The organism is Streptomyces sp. IBSNAI002 (assembly GCF_052244475.1).
In the GTDB taxonomy this organism is placed as follows: domain Bacteria; phylum Actinomycetota; class Actinomycetes; order Streptomycetales; family Streptomycetaceae; genus Streptomyces.
Map to the genome: position 1 here is coordinate 8042065 of NZ_JBQPXG010000002.1, position 25087 is coordinate 8067151.

Consider the following 25087-nt stretch of genomic DNA (forward strand, 5'->3'; position numbering starts at 1 on the left):
CGATGTCACGACGCTGGCTGGTCACGGGATGTTCCTCGGGCCTGGGGCAGGCGCTGGCCGTCGCCGCGGCCCGGGCCGGGGACGAACTGGCCGTCACCGCACGCAAGACCGCCGACCTGGAGGAACTCGCCGCGGCCTGGCCGGGCCGCATCATCCCGGTCCCGCTCGAACTGCGCGACGCCGCCTCCTGCGCCGAGGCGGTCCGTACCGCCGCCGAACGTCTCGGGGGCATCGACGTACTCGTGAACAACGCCGGCGTCGGACTGTTCGGCGCGGTCGAAGAGGTCTCCGACGGCGAACTGCGCGACCAGCTGGAGACCTTGGTCGTCGGCCCCTGGCGGCTGACGCGCCTGGTCCTGCCGCTGATGCGGGCCCAGGGGCACGGACACATCGTCAACGTCTCCTCCATCGTCGGCCGCATGGCCTTTCCGGGGCTCGCCGCCTACGGCGCCGGCAAGCACGCCCTGGAGGGCATGAGCCTGGCCCTGGCCGTCGAGGCCGCGCCCCACAACATCCGCGTCACCGTCCTCGAACCCGGCATGTTCGCCACCCGTTACGGCACCTCCATGGCCGAGGCCGGCCACCGGATCCCCGCCTACGACGTCACCAACCGCGAGATGCTCGAAGGCGCCCGCGGCCTCGCGGAGAACCCCGAGACCGGCCGCCCCGAGGACTTCGCGGCGCGGGTCCTGGACATCGTCGGATCGGACACCGCCACGCCCCTGCGGATCCCCGTCGGCGAGGACGCCTACGGATACCTCGACGAGGCCGAACAGGCCTACCTGGCGGAGTTCGCCGCAGCCCGGACCATCACCCGGGTACCGCCACGGATGTGACGGGTCATCGGGTAACAGCGTCCCCGTGGCCCCGCCCGGTAACGGCGGGGTCGCGGGGGCGACGGGCGCGCAGCGGCGTTGTCAGTGGTCCCCCTTAGCGTTCCGATCATGACGCGAACCGCACACACCTTCGCCTACGCGGGCTCATCCTCGCTGACCACCGACGCCGTCGGCACGGGACGGATGCTCGGCCTGGAGACCGCGGGCGGCCTGACGCCGGCCGGAGCCGAGGCCCACCCCCAGTTCTTCGCCGGGTTCCTGAACAGTCCTCAGGCCACCGCCCGCGCCCTGCTGGCCGTCGCCGACGTGGCCGCCGCCCGCTACTACCGGCGAACCCTGCGGGCCTCCCTCGACCCGGTCGTCACGGGCAACGGCGACCGGCTGCGCTTCGAGTCCTTCTCCGGGTGCTGCGGGGTGTACGCCCGCCTCGACGTGCTCCCCGACGGACTCGGCGGCGCCGACACCGGCCACGGCACCACCAACGTCGACGTCAACAACCCGCTGCGCGAGGCCCTGTCCCGGCTGACCGGCGACGACCCGCTGCACCTGCGCGTCGGCCCCGACGAGCTGACGGTCACCACCCTCGACGGACCGGTCGTCGAGAAGAAGGTCCCGCTGCCCGACCGCTGGCTGCGCGGTTTCGCCGAATCCCAGGCCATCACCACCGGCTTCGACCTGCGCGCCGAACTCACCGCCGCCGAAGCCGTACGCTTCCTGCGCTCGCTCCCGCGCACCCCCGCCGGCAACGGCGCCGCCGGAGCCGCCCTGTGGGTGATCCCCGCGGGCCGTACCCTGCGGCCCACCACCCGCCCCGCGCCCGGGGCGGTCTGCCTGCCCGGCCCGGACCGGCTCGCCGCCCTCCAGCGGGTCCTGCGCAACGCGACCGGCCTGCGCGTGTACGGGCCTCCCGCCGACGGCTCCGGGCCCACCGCCTCCGCCTGGGAGGTCGGGCTGCCCGGCATGCGGCTCACCCTCACGCTCTCCCCGGAACCCGACCGCGGGTTCTCCGGCGAAGGCGGCGTCCTGGAGGCCCTCGCCATGGACACGGCGGCCGCGGACGCCGACCTCATCTCCGTGCTGCTGGCCTGGGAACCGCGCATCGACCCGGCCGACCTCGCCGAGCAGTCCGGCCTGCCCGTGGCGCGCGTACGCGCAGCCCTCACCCACCTCGGCACGGCCGGCCGCGTCGGCTACGACCTCGCCGAAGCCGCCTACTTCCACCGCGAACTGCCCTACGACGCCCGCCGCGCCGAACGCCACAACCCGCGCCTGGCCGCCGCCCGAGCCCTGCTGGCGGAGGGCGCCGTCACCCTGGACGCCAGCGCGGGCACCGCCGTGGTCGCCTCGGGGGAGCGCCGCTACCAGGTCCGCGGCACGGGCGGCGCCCTCAGCTGCACCTGCCAGTGGTGGGCCGACTACCGCGGCCGCCGGGGCCCCTGCAAGCACGCCCTCGCCACCCGCATGGCCCGCCGGGCCGCCACGCACACCGACGCCACCACCCCCGCCGGAGCCGCACGATGAACGCCGCCGCCCAGGACACCGCCGCCCAGGACGCCACTGCTCCCGCACCGCAGCCGGACGCCGCCGCGCGGGACATCCTCGCGGCAGTCCGGGCCGGACGCACCTCCGACCTGCCCGGACTGCTCAAGCCCCTCGACCGGGCGCAGCGCCGGGAGCTGCTCGCCGAGCTGAAGGTGCTGCGCGCGGACCTGCGCTCCCAGGGCTGGGAGAACTGGCGGGAACGGGACCTGGTGAACCCGGCCCTGGTCGTCGCCGGCGCAGGATGCACCACCGGTGCCGCGGCCGCGGCCTCCTGGATCGCCGCGCGCGACCTGCGCCGCTGGCAGGGGCTCCCGGTCGACGCCCTGCTCGAGGTCCTCTCCGACCGGGAGCCGCGGCTGCTGGGGGACCTCGCCCACCGGCTCGCCGCCCGGGCCGCCACCGCGGAGCAGGACTATCCGCTGATCCGCACGCTCGTCGGCATCGCCGGCTGCGCGATGCCGACCACCGACGGCTGCCTCGAGGGCTGGGCCTCGTCCCTGCCCGCAGCGCGCACCTCCCTCGCCGAGGCCCTGCGCGGGGACCCGTACACCGCCGAGCTCGTGCCGCACCTCTTCGAGACCGCCGAGCCGGTCGCCGCGCTCGGCAACTGGTCGGGCGAGCCAGTCGGCCGGTACCACTGGCCGACCGCGCTCACCGCCGTCGCGCAGGAGGGCCTGGTCGACCGCACCGTCCTCCTGGACGGGTGCACGGCCCGTCTGCTGCGCGGCGGCACGGCCCCCCACCTCAAGCCGTACCTCGCGATCCTCCAGGCCCTGCACCCGACCGCGGAGGAGGAACGGGAGCGTGCCGCCGACTGGATCGCGCTCGCCGCCGACGCCCCGTCCGCCGTCGCCGGGCACGCCCAGCAGGTTCTGGCCCGGCTCGCCGCGACCGGTGGCCTCGCCCCCCGCCTGCTCACCGACATGTCCCTGACCGTCCTCTTCCGGCCGGAGAAGAAGCTGGTCCGTGCCCAACTGGTGCTGCTCGGCCGTGAGCTGGTCCGCGATCCGTCCGCCGCGCCCGAGCTGCTGCCCGTACTCGGCGAGGCCTTCGGGCACACCGACACCGGCATCCAGGAACGGGCCCTGAAGCTCGCCGCCGCGCACCTGGTCGCCGATCCGGAGGTACGCGCCGGACTCGCCGCATCCGCACACCTGCTGAGCCCCCTGCACCAGGCGCGCGCCGTGGAGGTCCTCGGCCCTGACGCCGCACCCGCCGCCGATAGCGCCCCCTACCGGGAGATCCTTCCCCCGCCCCCGGCCCGGGTCCCGCTCGCGCCCGCCCCGGAGAGCGTCGAGGAGACCGTGGAGCTCGTCGCCGCCGCGGTCAACTCCCGAAGCGCGAACGCCGAGGAGTTCGAACGCGCCCTGGACGGCCTCGTCCGGCACGCCCACCGGGACCGGGAGGCCCTCGCGGCGGCGCTGCGTCCCGCGCTCGCCGGACGGTGGTGGCTCGACCCCGAGCGGTCCCACCACTTCACCAGCGAGCTGCCCGGAATCGAACACGTCGCCGCAGCGGTCCTGGACGTACGCCCGGCGGAGCAGGCCGACAGGTCCTGGCCCGCCCCCGTGGGCTGGCGCAGCGACTGCCACCACCCCGCGCTCCACGTCGCCTCCCACGCCCGCGTGACCGAGGCCGCGCGGCACATCGCGGACCGGCCGCTGCCCTTCCTGCTCGCCTTCCCCACCCACACGAGCGGCTCCCTGGACCCGCACACCCTGATCGAGCGCCTCGCCGCGTACGCACGGCTCGACGAGACCCCCGGCCCGGCGGACTTCGCGCAGGCCCTGCTGCGGACCCGCCGCGACCCCACGGCCGTACCCGGAGCGGCCGCCCTGGGCACACCCGAAGGGGACCGGCTCGCGGCCTGGCTCGGCGAGGAGGGTCTGCCCGCCGCCGTCACCCGCCGTACCGCGCCGGCCGGCGCCCGCCACTACGACGTGTGGCCGGAGCACCTCACCCTGGACACCGGGGAACGCCCCACCGTCCTGCACCGGTTCCCCGAGCCGTTCCGGGAGTTGGGACAGGCACGCAGGGCGGCCGGCCGCTGCTGGGACGGCGACGGCGATGCCGCCCTGGTCGCCGTCCTCCCCGAGGACCGGGAGACGCTCGCCGCCTGGTCACTCCCGGCCATCACCTCGTGCGCCGTCCACGAAGAGCGGGGCGGGACCGCCGTGCTGCCGCTGCTCGCGGCCGCCGGAGGCCCGGCCGGTCCGGCGCTCCACCTCGCCGTCGCCACCGGACTCGGAGCCCGGCACGCCGAGGACCGGCTGAGCGCCGTCGACGCGCTCCTGGCCCTCGCCGCCCGCGGCGAACTGGACGCCGTACGCCTCGGCTCCGACCTGGGGGAGCAGCTGACCCTGGGCACGGTCAAGCCCAACCGGCTCGCCGACTCGCTGCGCACCGCCGCCGCGACCGGCGCCTGCGCCACCACCTGGTCCGTCCTGGAACCCGCCCTGCCCGCGCTACTCACCGGCGCCGCCGATCCGCGCGGCACCGGCGAACTCCTGGAGACGGCCGCCGACTGCGTGGAACAGTCCGCGGTGGCCGCCCCGCAGCCGGCCGGCCTCGCCGCCGTCGCGGCCCGCGGCGGCCGGTCCCGCCTGGTCACGCAGGCCGCCCGCCTGGCCAAGGCGATCGACCGCAACCGGGAGCAGGCGCCCGCCTGACCCACTGAGGGACAAAGCCAGACATGACCATGGAGGCGACACTAGAATCCAGCCAAACCAGCGCTACTCGGGGGGCCAAGTGGACGCGTTGATACCGGGCGACCCCGTACGGGTGGGGCCCTACCGCGTAGTCGCCCGGCTCGGCAGCGGGGGCATGGGGCGGGTCTATCTGGCCAGGACCCCCGGCGGGAGGAGCGTGGCCGTCAAGGTCGTGCATCCTGAACTGGCCCGGGACCCGGAGTTCCGGCGGCGGTTCGCCCGCGAGGTCGCCGCCGCGCGGGCGGTGGACGGCAGGTTCACCGCCAAGGTGCTCGACGCCGGCGTGGACGATCCGACGCCATGGCTGAGCACCGCCTTCGTACCCGGCATGTCGCTCGCCGAGGCAGTGGCCGAACACGGCCCCTTCCCCGAGGCCTCGGCGCTCGCCCTCGGCCGCGGTCTGGCGGCGGCCCTGTCCGCCGTGCACGCGGCCGGGCTGGTCCACCGGGACCTGAAGCCCTCGAACGTACTGCTGGGGCCCGACGGGCCCCGGGTGATCGACTTCGGCATCTCGCGCGCCACCGAGGCGAGCGCCCTGACCCGGACCGGGATGACCGTGGGCTCACCCGGTTTCATGTCCCCGGAGCAGGCCGCGGGTGACGCCGTCGGCACCGCCTCCGACGTCTTCTCGTTCGGCGCGGTACTGGCCTTCACCCTGAGCGGCGAGAGCCCGTTCGGGACCGGGGCCACCCCCGCACTGCTGTACCGGGTCGTGCATTCCGAACCGCGGCTCGACGCCCTCTCGGGGCTCGCGCGGGACCTCGTACGGCGTTGCCTGGCCAAGGACCCGGAACAGCGGCCGTCCCTCGCGGCGCTGGAGGCGGAGCTGTCGGCCCGGGTGGCCGGAGCCGGCCGCCCGGGCGGGCCTGCGGACGACGCGCGACCGCACGGTTCGGCATGGCTGCCGCCGGCCGTCGCGAGCAGCCTGCTGGCACGCGCCTCCTCGGCGCTGGAGGCGGACGGGGAACCCGAAACGCCCACGGCCCCCGCGCCCTACGAGCCCACGCGGGTGGACCCCGGCCCGGCGCCGGCCGGCCTCGCCGACCAGCCGACCACCCCGGCGGCGAGCCCGATGGTCCGGGGCTCGACCGTGCCGGAGCCTCCCGGCGAGCCGCCTGCCATCCCGGCGGGCCAGGGCCCGGCCGGCCACGGCCCACGTCCGACGGGACTCCGGGCGAAGGTCCGGACCGCGCCCCTCCTGGCTGCCGCGGCCGTGGTCGTGGCAGCGGCGATCGGGGCTCTGGCGTACTCGGCCCACCAGTCCGGGAAGACGGACCCGTCGTCCGTGTCCCAGGACGAAAACGCCGATTCCCCTTCGGACACCCCCTCGGACACCCCCTCGGACACCCCCTCGGACACCCCCTCGGACACCCCCTCGGACACCCCCTCGGACACCCCTTCGGATACGGAGACGACACCGGAGCCCACCGACGGCGAAACCACCCCGGACGAGACCCCCGAGGCGACCACCCCGGCACCCAGCCCCAGCGCCACCGATCCGTTCGCCGACTGGTACCTGTCCGACGAGCAGGAGGCCGTCCAACTGCCCACCGGGCACGGTCTGGACGCCGCCGACTTCAAGAACGCCCAGTCCGGGAAGGGGTTCGACGTCGACCTGCACGAGAACTGGGACTTCGCGGGGGACGACATCCTGCTGCTGAAGGACGCGGACTCCGGCAAGAACAGCGACTGCCTCGCGCGCAAGTGGGCCTCCGGCTACGGAACGCTGGTGGAGGACGCCGAGTGGGGGATCGGTGACAAGATCTGCGTCCGCGCTTCCTCCGACGTGCTGCTCGTCCTGGAGGTCACCAAGATCGAGGACGGCCAGGACGACTACCTGGAGGCCTACGCCAAGGTGTGGAAGCGCGAATAGGGAGCGCGGCACCGACGGCGCCCCGCTCCCCGCACGCGGCTCTCAGTAGACGTGCCCGGTGTGTGCGAGCGCCTGCTTGAGCAACACACCTTGCCCGCCCGGCATTTCGCTCTGCACGGCCGGAGAGGCCGCCTCCTGCGGACTGAACCAGACCAGGTCCAGAGCGTCCTGCCGGGGACGGCAGTCACCGGCCACCGGCACGAGGTAGGCGAGGGACACCGCGTGCTGGCGCGGGTCGTGGTACGAGGTGATGCCGGCCGTCGGAAAGTACTCGGCGACCGTGAAGGGCTGGAGGGAGGGCGGCACGCGCGGCAGGGCCACGGGACCGAGGTCCTTCTCCAGGTGGCGCAGCAGCGCGTCGCGGACCCGTTCGTGGTGCAGGACGCGCCCGGACACCAGGGTGCGGCTGACCGTGCCGTCCGGACCGATGCGCAGCAGCAGTCCGATGCCGGTCACCTCCCCGCTGTCATCGACGCGTACGGGGACAGCCGCGACGTACAGGATCGGCATGCGCGCCCTGGCCGTTTCCAGCTCGTCCTTGCTCAGCCAGCCGGGTGTGGTCTCGGTCGTGTCGGACATTGCTTGATCATACTTTCCACGGGCGCCCGGGCACAGGACCCGCGCGCCGGTTCCGATGGGGAGGTTCGTTCGGACACCCGCCCGCGCCGCGCAGCGGTACACCCGAACGGGGTGGGCCGAGTGCGCCCGCTCCCGTCCGCCCCGCCCAACCGCCCGGTCGTCACCGGTGTTCGTGCACGCCTTCGGCGATGAGGGAGGCGCCGATGCCCAGCAGCCAGAAGTCCTTGGCCAGCGCGATTCCCTGCTCGGTCGGGCGCAGGCTCCCTTCCTGCCGCATTCCCGGCGTACGCAGGTACAGCCCGATGGTGCCGACCGAGAACGCCGTCAGCGCGGCCCCGGCGACAGCGGCGGGAACGACCGGCAGGAGCAGGGTGGCGGCGATGGCGATCTCCCCGGCGGAGAGCAGCCGGACGAACTTCTGGGCGTCCTGCTTCGCCAGGAACGGATAGGTGGCGGCGGCGAACTGCTGCAACCCCTCGGCGGTGGCCCGGTCCGCACCGCGTTTCGATAGTCCGGAGTTCAGGAAGAACACCCCGGTGGTGAGCCTGAGCGGTATCTGCCGCGCCGAGCAGCGCCATGCCAAGCCGGATGCCATGCCGAGCCTCCCAACATCGCCCCCACCTACCACCCTCCCACCCGCCCGGGCGCTGTCAAACCGGGGTCGCTGCATGTAGCCGGAGCAGCGTGCGCCGGCCGCGTTCTGCGACCTCGGGGTCGTCGTGGGAGATCCCGTAGGCGATGCCGGAAACGGCGTCGAAGGCCGTCTCGCACTCCAGGCGGAGTTCCTCGGTGGGCGTGAGCGGTCGGCCGTACCCGTCCAGGAACGCGGCACGCAGTCCGGGCCGGCCGGCCCAGGTGTCCCTCAGGCGCACCATGTCGCGGGTCGCCGTGGCGTACTCCGATCGCTCGAAGTCGAACAGTCGTACCTGGCCGTCGTCGGTGAGGAGGACGTTGCGGTACTGGAGGTCCCCGTGCGTCGGCACCACCACGGGCCGGGGCAGGCCCTCGTACGCGCGGGCGAACCCCAGGAGCAAGTCCGCCTCCCCGTCGGCCAGATGCGGCTGCGCCTCCTCCAGATGACGCCTCATCCGGCCCAAGACCTCCGGTGGGCCGGCGGGCCGCTCGGGGCCGCTGCGGTGCAGGGCGGCGGCGAGGCGGCCCAGCTCGTACTGGACACGTTCCTCGGCGGCCGTGTCGAGGAGCATGCCGTTCGGGCAGCGCCCCGGCAGCGCGGTGATGACGAAAGCCCGGGCCGCGGCGTCGACCGCGACGAGACGGGGCACCTGGGGGCCGAGCGCATGCACCCACGCCCGGTACGCGGCCACCTCCCGGTCGTGGAACCGCGGACCGCTGTGCTGCTTGAGGTACCAGACGCCGCCGTCGGATCCGGTCATCCGCCAGACCCGGTTCCGTGTCCGCGCCCAGGAGACCTCCGTCGTCCGGGCGAGCCGGCCGACGGCCCGCTCGGCGAACGCCCGCAGGTGGTGGGGCAGGTGCACTCTGCCGGCGGGCGGGGCCGGCAGGAGGCGGGTGCGGTGGTGGCCGTCCGGGGTGTGGTGGACGGGGTCGTCGGGGTGCTGGAAGTGCACGGCGGCGGGCAGGCCGGCGCGGTAGGCGTCAAGGCCGGCCCGGCAGTAGGCGACCATCGGGTCCGGCAGCCCGTCCAGCGGGTACCAGCCCATGCCGTCGCACCGGTCCGGCTCCATCGCCCGGGGCCGCCCCGACCACGACCGCACCTCGAAGAAGACCCCGATCCGGGAGCGGGTGCCCACGGGAGGGTGATGGTGGACGGTGACGGCCGCGGTGACGTCCCCGGCGTCGATGGCGACGCCGGTCTCCTCGTGGGCCTCCCGGATCACCGCTGCGACCATGTCCTCGCCCGGGTCGAGATGCCCGGACGGGAGGTGCCACAGCCCCGACGCGTACACCGCTCCGGCGCGCCGCGACAGGAGCACCTCAGGGCCGCGCTCGCCCTCGCGGCTCAGGATGAGGTGGACGTCGACCGGCACCGTGTGCCGGGGGATGCCGTTGAGATCGGGATCAGCCATGTACGGCTCCTTCGGGAGGTGGCGGGCGGAGGGGGCGGAGCAGGCCGGCTCAGGTCCAGCCGACCTCGGTGTAGAAGCGGCCGGCCAGGATGCCCTCGATGGCGGCCCGGGTGTACGGGACGACGGGGTGGGGGAGGGCGTCGGCGGGCCACCAGCCCCAGGACACACAGCGGTCGGGCTCGCGTACCTCAGGTGTGCCCTGCCATCGCCGGGCGCGGAAGACCACTCCCATCCTGGGATGCCCGCCCGCCGCGTCCACGTGGTGGACGAGATGCACCAGTTCCACGTCTCCGGGGTCGATGACCAGGCCCGCCTCTTCCTCGGCCTCCCTCACCAGGCAACTCGCCGCGGATTCCTGCTCGCAGTGCCCGGCGAGGAAGTGGTGGGTGGAGGCGCCGAAAGCGGAACCGGGGTGCCGCAGCCCCAGCAGCACCCGGCCGTCCTGCTCCAGGTAGAGGTGGACGCCGACGATATGGGGCACGCCTCCGCTGCCGGCCTGGCGGCTGCGGGGCTGTTCCGGCAGGGGCGGACGGGTGGTGGTGTGGGTGGTGGTGTGGTGGCGGCGGACCAGGTCCACGGTGGAGGGGCTCAGCCGCAGGCGGGGCATCGTCTCCGGGGAGAACCAGGCGAGCATGACGCCCTCGGTGAGGTGGAGTTCGGCCGGATCGCCGTTCCACCGCCCGGCGAAGATCTGCACCGGTACGGTCATGCCATCGGTTCCGGTGGCCAACTCCGTTGCGAGGGGCGTCAGTACGGGGATCTCGAGTCCGGCCTCCTCCCGCAGTTCTCGGCGGACGGTGGCCTCCAGCGAACCGTCGTGCGGTTCGCGGCCGCCGCCCGGCAGAGCCCAGGCCCCCGGTTCCCGGATCCCGGGCAGATCGTCCCTCAGATGAAGCAGGTAGCGGCCGTTCCCGTCGTGGATCAGTGCCGAGGCGTTCACCGGTTCGATGCGGCCGTCGAGGCCGGAGGCGATGAGCTTGGCCCGCAGAGCGGGCGACGCGACCTCGTCGAAAGGCCGCCACTCCACCCCGGAGACCTCGTCGAGCTGCGGGGCGATCTCGGCGGTGGTGTCGACCAGACAGCACACGAACCGGAAGTCGTAGTGCTGGTGGGCAGGTTCACCCTTCGTCGGGCCGGCATCGATGTCATGGACGTCGATGTCGAAGGGCACGCTCCCGTATGCGGCGGTGGCGCACAGGGCGAGGGGCGGGATCCCGGTCTCCTCGTGCACCTCGCGCAGCGCCGCCTCCAGCAGTGTGCGGTCGCCCTCTTCGACGTATCCGCCCGGCGCGAGGTACGTGCCGGTGGCCTTGTGGTGGACGTGCAGCACGCGTCGGTTCCGGTCGATCACGACGGCGCTGCACGTGATGTGTCCGGGCAGCGTGGAGCGGTCGGTGGGATCGTCCCCGGCTTCCAGCGCCCGCATCAGGGGTGCCAGGAGGTCCGCCTCGGCGGGGCGGCGCACCAGGTACGAGGTCAGGAGATCGCGGACGTGGGAGCGGGTGGGCCCAGGGCTCACGGCATCCTCCGGATGGGCGCAGGGTTGGTACTGGTGCTCCAAGAACGGCGCTGGACCGAGGTCGTCACGGCCGGTTCGGGGGCAAACGGGGAACGCATGTTCTGCCTGGGCGGCGCCGGCCGCCCTCGATTTCGACCGCCCACCCAAAACCACTTCAAATCCGGGCAAAGGGGACGTAAAGTCGGTGTATGTACGGAGAAAAGCACCCTGCGGGGACTCGTCCGGGGCACCTGTGCCCGTCCTGCAAGCAGCCGCTGCCGGCGACGGTCCAGCGGTCGAAGACCATGGGGGTCTATGTTCCCCAGTACTCCGACGCCCGCTGCACGAACCCCGACTGCACCGGAGCCGCCGCGCCTGCGGACCGGCGGGTGCCGGAGGCCGGCAGGGCCGGGCGGAGCCAGGGGTAGTGCCGCATCGCACAATGTTGATCAACGGCGCCGCGGCCCGGGTGTACGCGGTGGTGGCCTGTGCCTTCACCGCTCGCTCCGGCCGCGGCAGCGCTGAGTCGTGCTCCCGTCGCATTCGGCTGCGGTCCGGCACGGGGCTCGGCGGGCTGCCGATGGACCTGCGGGGCCGGGCACGACGTGCTCGCCGAGGCTCCGTCCTGGACACTGCGACATAGGGGCCGGTTCGCTTCGCACGGCCCGTGGTGAGGGTGTTCCGCGTGCTTGAAGTCCCGCTATGGCTGTGGGGGGCGTTCGCCGCGACAGTGGTGGTGTCGCTGGCGGTGGACCTGCTGGCCCACCGCGATGTGCACGTCATCGGCTTCAAGGAGGCCGCCGCGTGGAGCGGCGTGTGGGTCAGCCTCGCCCTGATCTTCGGTGCGGTCGTGTTCCTCGTTCTGGGGGTGACGGCGGGCACCGAGTACACGACGGCGTGGCTGCTGGAGAAGAGCCTGTCGGTCGACAACCTGTTCGTGTTCGCGGTGATCTTCGCCTACTTCAAGGTGCCCCGCGCCTATCAGCACCGGGTGCTGTTCTTCGGCGTCATCGGCGCCCTCGTCTTCCGCGGGATCTTCCTCTCGCTCGGCGTCGCCGTCGTGAGCCGCTTCACCGCCGTGCTGTTCGCCTTCGCGGCCGTGCTGTTCTACAGCACCTACAAGCTCCTCAATGACGAGCAGGACAGCTTCGACCCGGGGAAGAGCTTCGCCGTGCGGATGCTCCGCAAGGTCATTCCGGTACGGGACGAGTACGCCGGAGCCAAGTTCTTCGTCAAGGAAGCCGGAAAACGGATGGCGACGCCGTTGCTCGCGGTCGTCGCCGCCATCGAAGCGGCCGACCTGATCTTCGCCGTCGACAGCGTCCCCGCCGTCCTCGCCGTCAGCGACGACGCCTTCATCGTCTACACCAGCAACGCGTTCGCCATTCTCGGCCTGCGGGCCCTCTACTTCATGCTCGCGGGACTCCTGGACCGGTTCCACTACCTGAACCGGGGCCTGGCGATCATCCTGGGCTTCATCGGCGTCAAACTCATCCTCCAGGCGTCCCACAAACTCATCAGCCCCGACATCCCGGAGATCCCCTCACCGGTGAGCCTGGCCGTCATCGTCGTCGTCCTGGCCGGATCCGTGGTGCTCAGCCTCAGAAGACCGGCGCCCGCGGAGCAGTCGGCAACAGCGGCGGTGGACGGCCCCGAGAAGCCGGGCGGCCCCGGCCCGCCCGAGCGCGGCTGAGGCCGGCAACGCGCACTCGACGCGGCACACGGCTGGGCGGCAGACTCGGCACCGAGGAAGGGATCCCCGAATGAGTGCACGGTCCGCGCGCCGCCCCCGATCGCGACTCCCGGGCCGCGTCGATGGCTGACGCGTGGCCCGCCCGGCTGGCACCGCAGGCGTCCGCCTGTCTGGCCGCGCTCGATCCGCCCGTTCAGGAGATGGTCCGCGACGTCCTCGACATCGCCTCCCGCTCCCCGTGGTCCTGGCCCCAGTGGGACCCCACCGACCCGGAGGGGGAGGACGTACGGTGCGCGTCGGTCGGCCCGCTCAACGCCGTCTACTGGGTCAACCGCACTCTCGGACACCTCCGCGTCCTGTCGATCCTCTGGGCCGGTCCGTAGACGCGCGGTCCGCGCGGGCCGTGCGGTCCATGCGGTGCAGTCGCGGTATCAGCGCGTTCGCCCCGGGGTAGCGGGCGTCGACGAGGTGGGAGGTGGCCTCGAGGTTGCCTTCGACGATGCCGCGCAGGAGCTGCCCCAGATCGCCTTCGGCCGCTTCGACACGTCGGGCGACCGTGGCGTAGCGGGCGACGGTCGTGTCGAGGGCGCCGGCGACGGCCTCGGGCGGGAGCTCGCCGCGGTCATCGGCAGCGTGTGCGGACCGTACGGAGAACATCGCGCGTACGAGGACGGAGTTGGAGGTCGCGGGGGAGTCCGCGGGATCGGCGTCGCCGTCCCGGGCGAGGGAGGCCAGGTCATTGGCCAGGTAGGTGGCCTCGATCGCATCGTCGACCACCGGTTCGACCGGGGCTCCCGGGGCGGGCACGGCCAGACCGAGCAGGGTTCGCCACAGGGTGATGTAGGGGAGCGTGCCGATCGTGGTGTGGCGCAGGGCGAGCAGCTGATCGAGGGTTTCGGAGGCCGGGGTGACATGGGCTTCCCGGGCCATGGCCGTTGCCAGGCCGGTGATTTCCGCCAGGAGGCGCTCGGTTGCCAGTCCCTGCTCGCGCAGGGCTCCCAGCAGGGGCAGCAGCGCCGTACCGCAGCCTCCGGGTGTGGGGGCGCGTCCGGCTGTCAGCTGCCCGGCGAGGACGGCCTTCTCTTCGGCTGTCGAGTCGTCGACGGCGAGGAAGAGGACGAGGTACCTGGAGGCGATGAGGTTCTGCTGGAGAGCGGCGTCGCGGGGCGCGCAGTGGAAGTCGAACGTCGCCGCGGCGAAGACGGTCGAGGCGTGTCGGCTCGGGTCCTGATCGCATGTGCATGTGCGGAGGTACCAGGCGAGCAACTGCTCTGTGAGCAGGGCGTGCCGGGGGTCGGTGAGGTGGGTGCGGTACGGCGCGAGCAGTGCTGCGGGATCAGTGGGGTGCATGTGAGTGACCTCGGCCTCGGTTCTGCGAGCTCAGCGCGGTGACGGCGAACAGCGTGGTCAGCCAGGAGGAGCCGAAGTAGAGGGGAGTGCGCCCGGTGCGGAAGTAGCCGTGGGCGGGCCAGGACCCGTCCGGCTGCTGGAGACCGGCCAGGGCGGCACGTCGCCGGTGCCGGCCGTCCTCGATCCCCAGGTTGTCGGCGGCGATGCTCATCAACGCCAGCTCCAGCGCGGGCAGTTCGCACGCGTCCGAGGTCGTCGACTCCTGGTAGCGCCGGTAGGCGTCGCGCAGTGGCTCGCAGAGCGCAGCCTCGTAGGCGTCGAAACGAGCGCATCCGCGGGAGGCTGCGTACAGGAAGGCCGCGGGCGCGGGGTAGTAGCGCGTGCCGTGCAGCAGGCGCTCCGAGGCGGCGTGGTCGCGCAGGTAGTTCATCGTCGCGTCGCAGGCGGGATGACGGTGCCCGGCGAGATGGAAGACGTAGGCCGTGTTGGCGCACGCGACAGGGTCGTGCTTGCGGCCTCTGGGGGCGGCGCCCGGCTCGACGTCGTCCTCCCAATAGACCATGACGACCCCTTCCCGCACGTCGATGCCGTCGGCGGGACCGCGGTGGGCGGCGGCGCCGGCCAGTTCTTCCGCGACGGCATCCAGGTGGGGTTCGGGGAGGAGCCCGTGCGCGTGGAGTGCGGCCGCGGCCACGGCGGTGCAGTCGGTGTCGGCGGCGAAGCGGAAGTCGTCGGGGAAGAAGCGGAATCGGTTCACCGACCGGCAGTCTCCGACCCGCCGGGCGAGTGCGCAGACGAGGTCGTGCTCTGCCGCCGGTGTGAGCTGGAGCGCGAGCATCGCGCCGAAACCGTCCGTCCCGACGTCGTAACCGAGTTCTCTGCCCAGAGCCGTGCGCACGTGCTCACGGGCTTGGGCGGCGCGGAAGACCCCGCCGCTGGGCATGCGCACGTCCAGGGACAGCGACAGCGTCCACGCGGAGGGGCCCCGGGTGGCGGTCCGCAGGAACGTCCATCCCCGGGCGATGGACGCGCCGATGGAGTCGGCGGTTCCCGCGCCACCGTAGGTGTCGGTTCCCGCGGTCGCATCCACAGGGTCGCTTACGTGCATCGTCCCGGCCTTGCCTCAGCTGATTTCGCCGTCACCGCTTCCGGACGCACCACAGCCGACCCGTACGGGAAGGACGGGAGAAGGCCGGACAGCGGTAGCCGCCGGGCATCAGATCCGGCCACGGCAGCTGGCACTGGACGACATGGTCGATCCGCGCATCCGCCCGCCGCAAGAGCGCACGCGCAGCTCACGGGCACGCGCCGCACACTCCGGCGCACACGGCAGATGGGCGACGGACCCCGCGCACCCTCCCGCCCGCCTGTTTCGGTCAGTTCGGATCCGGTTCGCTCCGGTCATGGCGGTTCGGGGCCGAAAGAGTCCTGGTGGCCACGGGCACGGACATCGTCCTGGAGACCGTCCCGTCCGGGAAGGGGAGTGGGGGACCGTCGCCGCGGACAAGGCGGACCTCAACGACCTGGTCACCCACCGGGCCGAGGTCAAGGAACGGCTCACTCTCCAGGGCGAGCTGACCGCCACCGACGTGCTGGAAACGCGAGGGTGCCGGATGTGGCGCCGAGCCGTCACATCCGCCCCGTCTCCCACCCCGTTCACGACCTTGGAGGAACCGGATGACAGCCCCCTGACTCCGTGGCACGTTGTACGCCGTCAGCACGACGGAGGGGGAACCCGTTCATGCCCAAGTACGCCGAGAACGACGAGGACGCCAACCAGAGCCTTCTGGAGTACAGCGAATCGATCGGCTTCGACCCGGAGTGGATCACGCCGGACACGTGGGCCACGACGATCCGGATCGCCCGGCGAAGGACAAGGGCTACGTCGAGGCATACAAGTCCATCGAGACAGACCGCACCGAGATGATCAAGTCCGGGGCGCGGGAGGCCCGGAAGAGGAAGCTCGACGGGGACGCCGCCAACCTGCTCGGCAAGATCAAGACGCATTACCTGCTCAAGGACTCGCTGGTCCTGACGGTCCTGCAGCAGTGCGCGGCCACCTACGTGGGCGGGGAGCGCGTCAACCTCGGCCTGGGCGGCTCCGCGATGGACCCCGACACCTATGAGGAACTGCGCGGGGAGTGGGGCAAGGCCGCGCCGCTGGCCGCGGGCGGGATCTTCACCGAGTTCCACAGTTTCCCGCCGCAGAACAAGGCCGCCCTGGGCAAGGGCAACGTGGGCGGCACCCTGGCCAAGCGCAAGGTGCAGGGCAACCTGTTGGTGAAGGTCGCCGGGGTGCGTTTCAACATGCACATCGACATCGCCGAGTAGCAGCCCTCCCCCTCCGCCTCTTGCGGGCCGGCCCGCAAGAGGCGGAGGGCAGCTCGCCGTCGTACCGCCCTCCGCGTTCAACCCTTTGGCCGTCCCGGGCCTGTAGTGGGCACGAGCGCGGCGCCGGGTGCCTCGCGTGTGAGTGAGGAGCAGGGCAGCATGACGCTTGAGCTGATGGGAATCCTGGCGCCGGCCGTGGTCGCCGTCATCGGTCTGGTTCTCCGATGCCGGCACGGGAGCTCCAGCCACTGGGACGTTCTGCACGAGCTGGCCCGCGGCCGGGTCCGTACGGGGCTGGAGCGGGAGCGCCGGGCGACACTGCGGGTGATCCTTGACCGGATGCCCGACAGCACGCCGGCGACGGGCGAAGGGGACGGGCGGGGCGAGGCGGGAGCGGGCACCGCGTCAGGGGGAGGAAGTGGGCACGGGTGACGACGTTTTCGAACGGTTCTTCGCCCGGTGGGAGCCGCAGGTGCGCAGGTATCTCGTCTGGCTCGAGGGCGACGCGTCCGTGATCGACGACGCCGCGCAGGAGACCATGATCAGCGCCCATCGGTACTGGACGACGGTCTGCGGCCTGGAAAATCCCCGGGCCTGGCTGTTCAAGGTCGCCGGCCAACGCCTCGGCGATGCGCAGGCGGCGCGTCGCAGACTCGGCTCGAGTACGGATCCGCACCTGCTTCCCGACCAGTCGCGATTCGTGCGGCCCCGGGACCAGTTCGCCGTGTGCGATGCCCGCACGGACATCCTCGAATCGGTACGCAAGCTCCCCGTGCAGCAGGCCAGGGCCATCGCGCTTCAGGCGCAGTACGACCTGCCGCTCGACGAGATCGCCGCCATCATGGGTATCTCGACGGGTTCGGTGAAGACTCACCTGCACCACGCCCGCAAGGCTCTCAGACTGCTGCTCGGCGAGGACGAGGGAGGTTGATCCATGGGTATCGACGACCGACTCCGTGATGCCGCGCGTGCAGTCGACGACATGTGGAGCGACCCCGAAGGCATCGCGGCGCGGTACGGGCAGCTGGGGGAGAGGCTCGGCGATTCCCCGGACTCCTCGGGCGACTCGGCCGACTCGGCCCGTTCCGCGAGCGATGCCACGTCGTTGATCGACATCTGCCGTCGTTCTCTCGCCCAGAACCCGTCGGCAGCGGGGGTCTTGACGGAGGCGTGGCAGGCGCAAGCACTGGCCCGGGCGATCGGTGGGATGCTGGCGGTCACCGGACCGGCCCACCTGCGAGCCGAGGCACGCGGTCTCTCCGAGGCCGGAGGCCGCGGGCGAGGCGTCGGCGACCGCGACGCGGCCGCGGGCGCGGGCGCGGGCGCGGAGCGGGCCCGCGTGCCGAGGGCCGGCCGGCTGACCGGGGTCCCGGACCCTGAGCGCGCGCTGCACGCGCTCGCCGCGCTGCTCGGCGAAGTCGTCGTGGCACTCGTCGCGGTCGCGTGCGCCACCGGCGACGAATCCGTCTACTGGCAGTGCATCGATGCCATCGATGCGGCCGAGGAAACGTCCGATCGCGCGCGCGGGTTGCTGCGCAGGATCGTGGTGCCGGACCGTGGGCCACTGACACGGGGGCCGGCGGGAAACGGAACCCCGTGAACGACGCGGCAGGGGACCGCATCCGGGCGCGGGCCGCGATCTACCCGAGGAACCGGGTGCGCCCCCGTCCAGGCGTGATCCGGCCTGGACGGGGGCAGCGATTCGTACGGTTCAGCTGGTTGCGCGGCGGGCCACCGAGCCGCTCGAGCGGGTCACCAGCGCGGCGAGCAGGGCCGCGCCCAGCGGAACCACGACGAGCAGTGCGCCGACCGTCTCCCACGGCACGCCGATGGGTACGGGCACGGCCTCACCCAGCCGCTCGCCGAACCGGGCCGCCTGGGTCCGTTCGGCGATCAGCAGCCCGGCCGCGGGCAGCAGCCCGGCCACCGAACCCAGGATCACGCCCATCAGGGCGACCACCCCGCACTGGAAGCCGCTCAGCGTGCGCCGGACCCGCCGGGTCGCGCCGACCGCTGCCAGGGTGCGCAGGTCGGCCTCGGCGTCCGCCTGGGCCAGACCGGTGGCGATCCCGGCCGCGCCGAGGGTGATCAGGCCCGCGAACACGGTCAGCGCCAGGACCCGTACGTCGACGGGGCTCTCGTAGCCGTTCTCGATCATGAACTTCGTGTCGGACCCGAGGTCGCCCAGCCGGGCGTCCATGGCCTGGCGCTGCGCGGAGCCGGCGGCGCCGTCGGCGAGGGTGAAGTACGCCCCGTAGGGCGCGGTGGCCAGCCCCGCGGCCTTGGCGGCGGCGGGCGGCAGGATCAGCTGGACCCCGTAGCCCTGGACGCCCTGCGGCACCTGGTAGACCTGCACCACCTTGTCCTGGCCCGGCATGTTCTTGCCGGGCTCCCAGTGCTCGCTCTCGTACTTGTTGTCGACGACCCGGACGGTGACCTTCCCGTCCACGTGGTTGCGTGAGTCGAGGGAGACGGGCGTACCCGCCTTGAGCGCGGCCACCGCACCCGGGTCGGTCACCCCGAGAGCGGTCAGCAGTTTCTCGTCGGCGACCAGGACGGGGAAGTCCGGCCGGTCCACCGGATCGGCGCACCGCGGGTCCCGGCGCAGCTCACGCTGCTGGTCCTCGGGGAAGGCGGACGATCCCTGCCTGGTCTCGGTGAGCGGGCAGCGCTGTTCCTTCGGCGGGATCAGCTCCACCCGCCCGCAGCCCGGCTCCCTGGAGGACGGGGCGCAGTCCGGCGGGCCGACGGTGATGCGGTCCACATCGGCCTGCACGGCCACCGGGAGGCTGTCGGCGAGCGCGGTCCGGGCGGCCGGTACGTCCCGGTGGCCGGCGGCTTCCTTCATCAGTAGCCGGCCGGAGCCGGCGGGCAGCTTGGCCACGTACGCCCGGGCGTCGCGCAGGTCGTGGCTGTGCTGGTAGGTGGCCACCGCGACGGTGCCCGCGACGGCGGCGAGTACGGCCGCGACGGCCGGCGCGGTACGGCTGCGGTTGCGCACGGAGTCGCGCAGCGCGAGCCGCGGCGACAGCGGGAGCCAGCGGCCGAACCGTCCGAACAGCCCGACCAGGGTGGGGGTCAGGGCGACCACGCCGAGTTCGGCGAGGGCGCTGCCCGCGGCGATGGTCATCGTGCCGCGCATGCCCAGGGCCGCCCATACGGTGACCGCAGCGCCGAGTGCGACCGCGACCAGGCCGACGAAGGGCAGGAGCCGATGGGACCGGCGCACCCCGCGCCGGCCGGTCAGCGAGATCAGTACGCTCTGGCGCGACGCGGTGATCGCGGGCAGCACGGCGGCCAGCAGGCCGGTGACCACCGCCAGCGCGGCGATGCCGAGCAGTTCCAGCGGACGGGCGTCGAAGCCGCCGAAGCGCATGCCGACGGCCTGCTCCAGTACCGGGCGCAGCCCGAGGGTGAGCGCGATGCCGATGACGGTGCCGATGACGGCGGCCGCGGCGCCGATGACCAGGCCGCCGGAGAGCACGATGGCCCGGATGTGGCGGCGGTCGCCGCCGTTGGCGCCGACCAGTCCGAGCTGGCGGCGCGAGCGCCGGACGCCGACCGCGAAGGCGGGTCCGGCGAGCAGGCAGACCTCCAGCAGGGCCATCATGACGAGGGTGACGGTGATCGTCTCCGGGCTGAGGCCGTAGCGGTTCCCGTCGCCGAAGTCGGGCTTCTGCCGCAGGTACGGCACGTCGGCATCGGCCGGCGGAGAAGTGATGACGGCCCGTGAGACGACGCCCGCACCCTTCGCGTTGGCCTCCTTCACCATGTCCCACGTGAAGCCCGCGCCACCCACCTTGACCAGAAGGCCCTCGCGGTAGAAGAGCGGGCTCAGCCCGGCATCACGCTGCGCCTGGTCCAGCGGCGCCAGCACGCTCCCGTCCGGGGCGAGCAACTGGCTCTGCCTGAGCGCGGAGGGCAGCTCGTAGGAGCCGGTGATCCGGTACGGACGCGTGACGCCCCGCACGGTGACCTCGGAGCCGACCGCGAGTCCGGAGGCCTCGAGGAAGGCGTCGGTGGCGGCCACCTCGCCCGCTGCCGCGGGCAGCCGTCCGCCGGTGCGGGTGACGATGCCCGCTGCCAGCGGCTGCGCCGCGTCCAGTTCGCGCACCTCGGTCCCGAGCAGGCCGTGCGCGGTCTGCGCCTTGACCTTGCCGGTGGTGTCCCGAACGGTCTCGGCCCCGGCGGGCACCGTCGCGGCGAGAACCGCCCCGGTGAGGTCGGACCCGACGAACTTGTCGCGGTCCCCGCCGTCGGTGACGCCGTCCAGGTAGTCGGTGCCGTCCGCGCTCTGAAGGACGGCCCGGCCCGACAAGGGCAGCTCCATCCGGGCATCGGCCGCGCCGATCCGGCGGCTCAGGGTCTGTTCGGGAGAGAGCTCGGAGCTGCGCAGGGTCAGGTCGGCGGCGCTGACGCCGATGACCGGCAGCGCGACCATGGCGAGCACCATGGCGCTGCGGCCCTTGGCGCGCCAGGCGTCACGGCGGGCGATACGGACGGCCGCGACCCAGGAGTGGTACCAACCGCCGAACGGATTGCTCACAGGCCGGCCGCCTGACCGGGGCCGCCGAAGCCGGCGTCGGGCGTTCCGGAACCGCTGAGCAGCTGTTCGGCGCTGCCCCGCACGTTCTCGTCGACGACGCTGCCGTCGCGGAGGAAGACGACGCGGTCGGCCCAGGCGGCGAAGCGTGGTTCGTGGGTGACCAGGACGCCGGCGGCGCCGGCGTCGCAGCGGGTGCGGAGCAGGGCGAGTACGGATTCGCCGGTCTCGGAGTCGAGGGCGCCGGTGGGTTCGTCGGCGAGGACGAGGCGGCGGTCGCCGACGAGGGCGCGGGCGATGGCCACGCGTTGCTGCTGGCCGCCGGACATTTCGTCGGGGAAGCGGTCGGCGAGTTGTCCCAGGCCCATTTCCTCGAGTGCGGCGAGGGCGGAGACGCGGGCCTTGCGGGCGGAGACGCCGTCGAGTTCGCGGGGCAGGGCCACGTTCTCGGCGGCGGTGAGGGCGGGTATGAGGTTGTAGTCCTGGAAGACGTAGCCGATGCTGCGGCGGCGCAGGGCTGCCAGCTGCTTGCGGTTGGCGGTGGTGATGTCGGTGCCTTCGACGACGACCCGGCCGCTGGTGGGGGTGTCGAGGCCGCCGGCCAGGGTGAGCAGCGTGGACTTGCCGGAGCCGGAGGGGCCCATGACGGCGACGAGTTCACCGGGGTATACCGAGAGGTTGATCCCGCGCAGGGCGTGCACCTCGGTGGCGCCGCTGCCGTGGGTGCGTACGAGTCGGTCCAGCTGGAGCACGGGCTGATTCTGACGCTGGTCAGGCATGAGAGGTCTCCGGACGGTGGTTCAGCCCCGCCGCGAGCGGGCGGTGCGGGGCCGGTTGATGGTGGTCGGGGCGGGAGACTCGGCTCCTGCGGCGGCCTGGGGTGGCTGGGGCTCGGTGGCTCCCCCGTCGGCCGGCCGGGAGAGCCGGACGAGCCGGGCTTCGCAGTGGTCGAGCCAGCGGGCCTCGGCCTCGGTCTGGAAGATCAGCTGTTCCAGCACCAGCAGCCAGGCCACGTCGTCGCGTTCGTGGGACTGTCCGCCCTCGATCGCGGCGAGCGCGGTGGCCTTGAGCCGGGTGTAGTCCTGCATCGCCTTGATCGTGGCGTGCCGCTGGGACTGGATGACGGCGCGGATGTCCACGCCGGGTGCGCCCACGGCCATGGCGAGCTTGATCGACAGCTCGTCGCGGGGCGGGTTGGTGCGGTCGACGGGCCGTTCGTACCACTGGCGCAGCTCGGCCCGTCCGTCATCGGTGATGGCGTACAGCGTGTGCCCGGCGGCGTCCTCGCCGCCGGGGGCGACCAGTCCGTCGCGCTCCAGCCGGGCGAGGGTGGTGTACACCTGCCCGACGTTGAGCGGCCAGGTGGAACCGGTCCGGGATTCGAACTCGGTGCGCAGCTGCGAGCCGTACCGAGGACCCCGTTCGAGCAGGGCCAGTAGCCCGTGACGGATCGACATACTCAGTATGTATACCGAGTATGCTCGTCGCTGCAAGCGCTCAACATCATCCTTATGGCTACACATGCACGCACGGCGAGGATCCTGCGAGCGGTCAGGAGGGAGGGGCGTCGTCGTTCCGGAGGGCGGTGTGGACGCCGGTGAGGACCACGGCGATCAGGCAGAGGGCGATGATGGTTTCGGCCCACAGGAAGGCGAACCAGTCCAGCACGCAGCCGATCGGCGGCGTACCGGGGGCGGTGTTGCGGAACGCCGCGAGGGCGAACAGGGTGGCGGCCATCCAGGCGAGGGCGGGCCAGACCAGGCCCTGCCTACGGGTCGTCAGGTACCAGGTGCCGATGAGTACCGACGCGGCCAGCGCCCACATCACGATCATCATGAAGACCGCGAAGACGAGCAGGCTGCCCGATCGGGTCAGCTCCAGCCCCAGGGCTGCTTCCAGTCCGGTGGCGGGCAGGGGCGTCGTGGAGACGGAGAAGAGGGTGTCGTTGTTGGCGAAGAGCATCCGGACCGGCACCGGCTTGCCGTCCAGCTGCGCCCAGAACTCGATGTCCGTCACGTAGCCGTCGAACGGGTAGTCGCTGACCGACCCACCCGTGATCGCCACCTGTACGTCCCTGGTCGCGATCCGCTCGTGTGCCTTGAAGGCCAGGTCACCGAGGGTCTGCGCGGAGGTCTGGAGGCTGAGGTCGGCCACCGGCGCCGTCCCGTCCTCCTCGCCGAGAGCCCCTCTGGGGGTGACCTGCACCCGCAGGAGGAGTTCCCGGGCCGTGGCGTCGACGCGTTGGACGGTGGCCTTGACGTCCACGCGGTCGGCGGCGTGGGATCCGACCGTGCGGACCGTGTCGATCGCCTGCCGCTCGGAGAACTGCAGCCACGACCCCACGGCCACCGCCACCACGATCAGCAGCGCGATGGGAAGCAGGACCGGCAGGAGCGAGGCCCCGGAGCGGTGCGGGCGGCGTGCGTCCCAGGTGGGGGCCATGGTGACTCCGACGAGGTGGGAATCGGCCTCAGGGGCCGATCTCGAACTCGGGCGGCTCGAGGCTCTTCAGGCACTTGGTCTTCGGCGCGGTCGGGCGGTCGAAGAACGAGGCGGTGATCTCCTGGGCGCACTTCGAGGTGGCGAACACCACGTGCGGCTCGTAGGGGATCGTGACGACCGTGGCCTTGTCGAGCGTGCGGGCGACGTAGGGCCCGTTGTCCGCCCCGGTCTGGGCGTCGAACGCACCCGACAGGGCGAGTGTGGGGATGTCGCTGTTCGTGACGTCCCGGATCGAGCGGGGCGCCGCGGGAACGTTCCAGACGTCGCAGTCCGGATGGAGGAAGGTGAGCAGAGGAGCCTGGGCCTGCACCGACTCGGGGAACGACGGGAACTCTCTGCGCCCGCCCCGGAGCGCCGCGTGCTTGCTCTCGTACGGCGTCCACGCACTGCAGAAGACTCCGTAGGAGAGACCGTGCGAAACCAGGCCGATGCCCTTGGGGTTGGTCCGCCAGCCCGCCCACTGTTCGGCGATCCGCCGGGGGTTGCCCTTCGCCAGCTCGTCGATGGACCGGGGCACGGCCTCCGCCGTGTGGGTGGCGGAGGTCAGCCAGTTCACCAGGGTCCCGCCGTCCAGCACGACCTCCACCTGCTTGTCGCCGCCGGGGGGCGTGACGGTCGTGGTGACCGGCTTGGCTTCGAGGTCGCTGACGAGCTTCTTGAAAGTGGCGGACAGGTTCGGATAGCGCTTGTTGCACGCGGGCTGGTCCGCGCAGGCCTTGAAGAGACCGTCCACGCCCTGCCGGAAGCTGCTCCAGGTCGAGGCCGACCCCGACCTGGACGGCGGCAGGATGCCGTCGAGGCCCACCGAGCGCAGACCCTCGGGGTGCAGGCGCATGTAGTTCAGTGCCAGGTGGGTGCCGTAGGAGATGCCGTACAGGTTCCACTCCTTGATGCCCAGTGCGGTGCGCAGGTCCTCGTAGTCGGCGGCGCTCTCGGTGTCGTTGTAGGCACTGAGGTCGACCCCGCGGCCGGCGAGTTCGTTCCGGCAGCCCTTCGTGGCTTGGACGTGTAGTCGTTCGGTCTCCGGAGCGTCATAGACGAGGCCGACCACGCGTGCGTTGAACTCGTCGACGTTGGGGCACAGCAGCTCCGGGTCGGCCGAGTACGTACCGCGCTGGGACATCAAGATCACGTCACGGTCGCGGTTCAGGCCGCCGTCGATCGCCATCTGGGCCTCCCCGACCGCGTCGTCGCCCGGCCCGCCCGCGAGCCACACGATGGGGTCGGTCTTCGGGGTGTCGGACGCGGCCGGCACGATCGCCACACCGAGCCTGATCGTCCGACTGCCCGGTTTGGTGCGGTTCTCGGGCACGGTGAGCGTTCCGCAGCGGGCCCCTTCGAGGGCCTTGACGGGCTCCGGTGTCTTCGGGCAGGGGCCCGGCTCGTAGCGGGCGTCGCCCACCGTCCGGGCGGCGGTACCGATCGGCGCTCCGGGGCTGGGGGTGGCCTCCGCACCGGTCTGTGCCCGGGCGGGCGCCGAGAGCAGGCCGGTGACGAGGAGGCCGGTCGCCAGGCCGGCCGACGGGGCCAGGAGCCGTCGTACGGTGCGCCGACGACGGGGCGCGTGATGACGGGGCATCTGCC

At 72.7% G+C, this 25087-nt stretch carries 21 protein-coding genes; 10 read left to right on the top strand and 11 right to left on the bottom strand.

Annotated elements, in window-relative coordinates:
- Positions 1–2 precede the first annotated feature (2 nt).
- From ACTVZO_RS37335 to ACTVZO_RS37350, 4 genes are all read left to right on the top strand, one after another.
- Positions 3–836, top strand: a complete 834-nt coding sequence (locus tag ACTVZO_RS37335; protein WP_443302586.1) for an SDR family oxidoreductase — start codon at positions 3–5, stop codon at positions 834–836.
- A 108-nt stretch (positions 837–944) separates the two neighbouring features.
- Positions 945–2357, top strand: a complete 1413-nt coding sequence (locus tag ACTVZO_RS37340; RefSeq protein ID WP_443302587.1) for an SWIM zinc finger family protein — start codon at positions 945–947, stop codon at positions 2355–2357.
- Positions 2354–5047, top strand: coding sequence for a DUF7824 domain-containing protein (locus tag ACTVZO_RS37345; protein ID WP_443302588.1), 2694 nt, complete (start codon positions 2354–2356; stop codon positions 5045–5047). Before ACTVZO_RS37340 ends, ACTVZO_RS37345 begins: the two co-directional genes overlap by 4 nt.
- 79 nt (positions 5048–5126) lie before the next feature.
- A complete protein-coding gene (locus tag ACTVZO_RS37350; RefSeq protein ID WP_443302589.1) occupies positions 5127–6959 on the top strand; it encodes a serine/threonine protein kinase in 1833 nt (610 codons plus the stop codon).
- Between the two features lie 42 nt (positions 6960–7001).
- Here the strand turns inward: ACTVZO_RS37350 and ACTVZO_RS37355 are convergent, their stop codons facing one another.
- The 4 genes from ACTVZO_RS37355 to ACTVZO_RS37370 form a co-directional block, all read right to left on the bottom strand.
- A complete protein-coding gene (locus tag ACTVZO_RS37355) occupies positions 7002–7538 on the bottom strand; it encodes an NUDIX hydrolase family protein (protein WP_443302590.1) in 537 nt (178 codons plus the stop codon).
- A gap of 160 nt (positions 7539–7698) precedes the next feature.
- Entirely contained in the window at positions 7699–8133 is a 435-nt protein-coding gene (locus tag ACTVZO_RS37360; RefSeq protein WP_443302591.1) for a hypothetical protein, read from the bottom strand.
- A gap of 55 nt (positions 8134–8188) precedes the next feature.
- Positions 8189–9586 carry an NUDIX domain-containing protein gene (locus ACTVZO_RS37365; RefSeq protein WP_443302592.1) on the bottom strand — a complete coding sequence of 466 codons (1398 nt, stop codon included), beginning with the start codon at positions 9584–9586 and terminating at the stop codon, positions 8189–8191.
- A 49-nt stretch (positions 9587–9635) separates the two neighbouring features.
- Entirely contained in the window at positions 9636–11105 is a 1470-nt protein-coding gene (locus ACTVZO_RS37370; RefSeq protein WP_443302593.1) for an NUDIX domain-containing protein, read from the bottom strand.
- A 664-nt stretch (positions 11106–11769) separates the two neighbouring features.
- Between ACTVZO_RS37370 and ACTVZO_RS37375 the strand changes: the two genes are divergently transcribed.
- Both ACTVZO_RS37375 and ACTVZO_RS37380 read left to right on the top strand, forming a co-directional pair.
- Positions 11770–12777, top strand: a complete 1008-nt coding sequence (locus ACTVZO_RS37375; RefSeq protein ID WP_443302594.1) for a TerC family protein — start codon at positions 11770–11772, stop codon at positions 12775–12777.
- A 122-nt stretch (positions 12778–12899) separates the two neighbouring features.
- Complete coding sequence (locus tag ACTVZO_RS37380; protein ID WP_443302595.1) at positions 12900–13160, top strand: hypothetical protein; 261 nt, start codon at positions 12900–12902, stop codon at positions 13158–13160.
- On the opposite strand, the gene ACTVZO_RS37385 is transcribed toward ACTVZO_RS37380, so the two are convergent.
- Positions 13105–14127 (bottom strand): terpene synthase family protein, encoded by a 1023-nt coding sequence (locus tag ACTVZO_RS37385; protein ID WP_443302596.1) that lies wholly within the window; start codon positions 14125–14127, stop codon positions 13105–13107. The two genes, ACTVZO_RS37380 and ACTVZO_RS37385, sit on opposite strands and share 56 nt — an antisense overlap.
- Positions 14114–15235 carry a hypothetical protein gene (locus ACTVZO_RS37390; protein ID WP_443302597.1) on the bottom strand — a complete coding sequence of 374 codons (1122 nt, stop codon included), beginning with the start codon at positions 15233–15235 and terminating at the stop codon, positions 14114–14116. Before ACTVZO_RS37390 ends, ACTVZO_RS37385 begins: the two co-directional genes overlap by 14 nt.
- 731 nt (positions 15236–15966) lie before the next feature.
- Between ACTVZO_RS37390 and ACTVZO_RS37395 the strand changes: the two genes are divergently transcribed.
- The 4 genes from ACTVZO_RS37395 to ACTVZO_RS37410 all read left to right on the top strand — a co-directional run bounded on the left by ACTVZO_RS37395 (position 15967) and on the right by ACTVZO_RS37410 (position 18058).
- Positions 15967–16458, top strand: coding sequence for a hypothetical protein (locus tag ACTVZO_RS37395; protein WP_443302598.1), 492 nt, complete (start codon positions 15967–15969; stop codon positions 16456–16458).
- Between the two features lie 159 nt (positions 16459–16617).
- Positions 16618–16890, top strand: coding sequence for a hypothetical protein (locus ACTVZO_RS37400; protein ID WP_443302600.1), 273 nt, complete (start codon positions 16618–16620; stop codon positions 16888–16890).
- A complete protein-coding gene (locus tag ACTVZO_RS37405) occupies positions 16877–17389 on the top strand; it encodes an RNA polymerase sigma factor (protein ID WP_443302601.1) in 513 nt (170 codons plus the stop codon). The genes ACTVZO_RS37400 and ACTVZO_RS37405 overlap by 14 nt, the downstream gene beginning before the upstream one ends.
- Before the next feature lie 3 nt (positions 17390–17392).
- A complete protein-coding gene (locus ACTVZO_RS37410) occupies positions 17393–18058 on the top strand; it encodes a DUF6099 family protein (protein WP_443302602.1) in 666 nt (221 codons plus the stop codon).
- A gap of 111 nt (positions 18059–18169) precedes the next feature.
- On the opposite strand, the gene ACTVZO_RS37415 is transcribed toward ACTVZO_RS37410, so the two are convergent.
- The 5 genes from ACTVZO_RS37415 to ACTVZO_RS37435 all read right to left on the bottom strand — a co-directional run bounded on the left by ACTVZO_RS37415 (position 18170) and on the right by ACTVZO_RS37435 (position 25082).
- Positions 18170–20899 carry an FtsX-like permease family protein gene (locus ACTVZO_RS37415; protein ID WP_443303391.1) on the bottom strand — a complete coding sequence of 910 codons (2730 nt, stop codon included), beginning with the start codon at positions 20897–20899 and terminating at the stop codon, positions 18170–18172.
- A 101-nt stretch (positions 20900–21000) separates the two neighbouring features.
- On the bottom strand, positions 21001–21780 hold the full coding sequence (locus ACTVZO_RS37420; RefSeq protein ID WP_443302603.1) for an ABC transporter ATP-binding protein: 780 nt from the start codon (positions 21778–21780) through the stop codon (positions 21001–21003).
- A 21-nt stretch (positions 21781–21801) separates the two neighbouring features.
- Positions 21802–22458, bottom strand: a complete 657-nt coding sequence (locus tag ACTVZO_RS37425) for a PadR family transcriptional regulator (protein ID WP_443299891.1) — start codon at positions 22456–22458, stop codon at positions 21802–21804.
- A gap of 94 nt (positions 22459–22552) precedes the next feature.
- Entirely contained in the window at positions 22553–23443 is an 891-nt protein-coding gene (locus ACTVZO_RS37430) for a DUF4436 family protein (protein ID WP_443302604.1), read from the bottom strand.
- 28 nt (positions 23444–23471) lie between these two features.
- Positions 23472–25082, bottom strand: coding sequence for an alpha/beta fold hydrolase (locus ACTVZO_RS37435; protein ID WP_443302605.1), 1611 nt, complete (start codon positions 25080–25082; stop codon positions 23472–23474).
- Positions 25083–25087 lie beyond the last annotated feature (5 nt).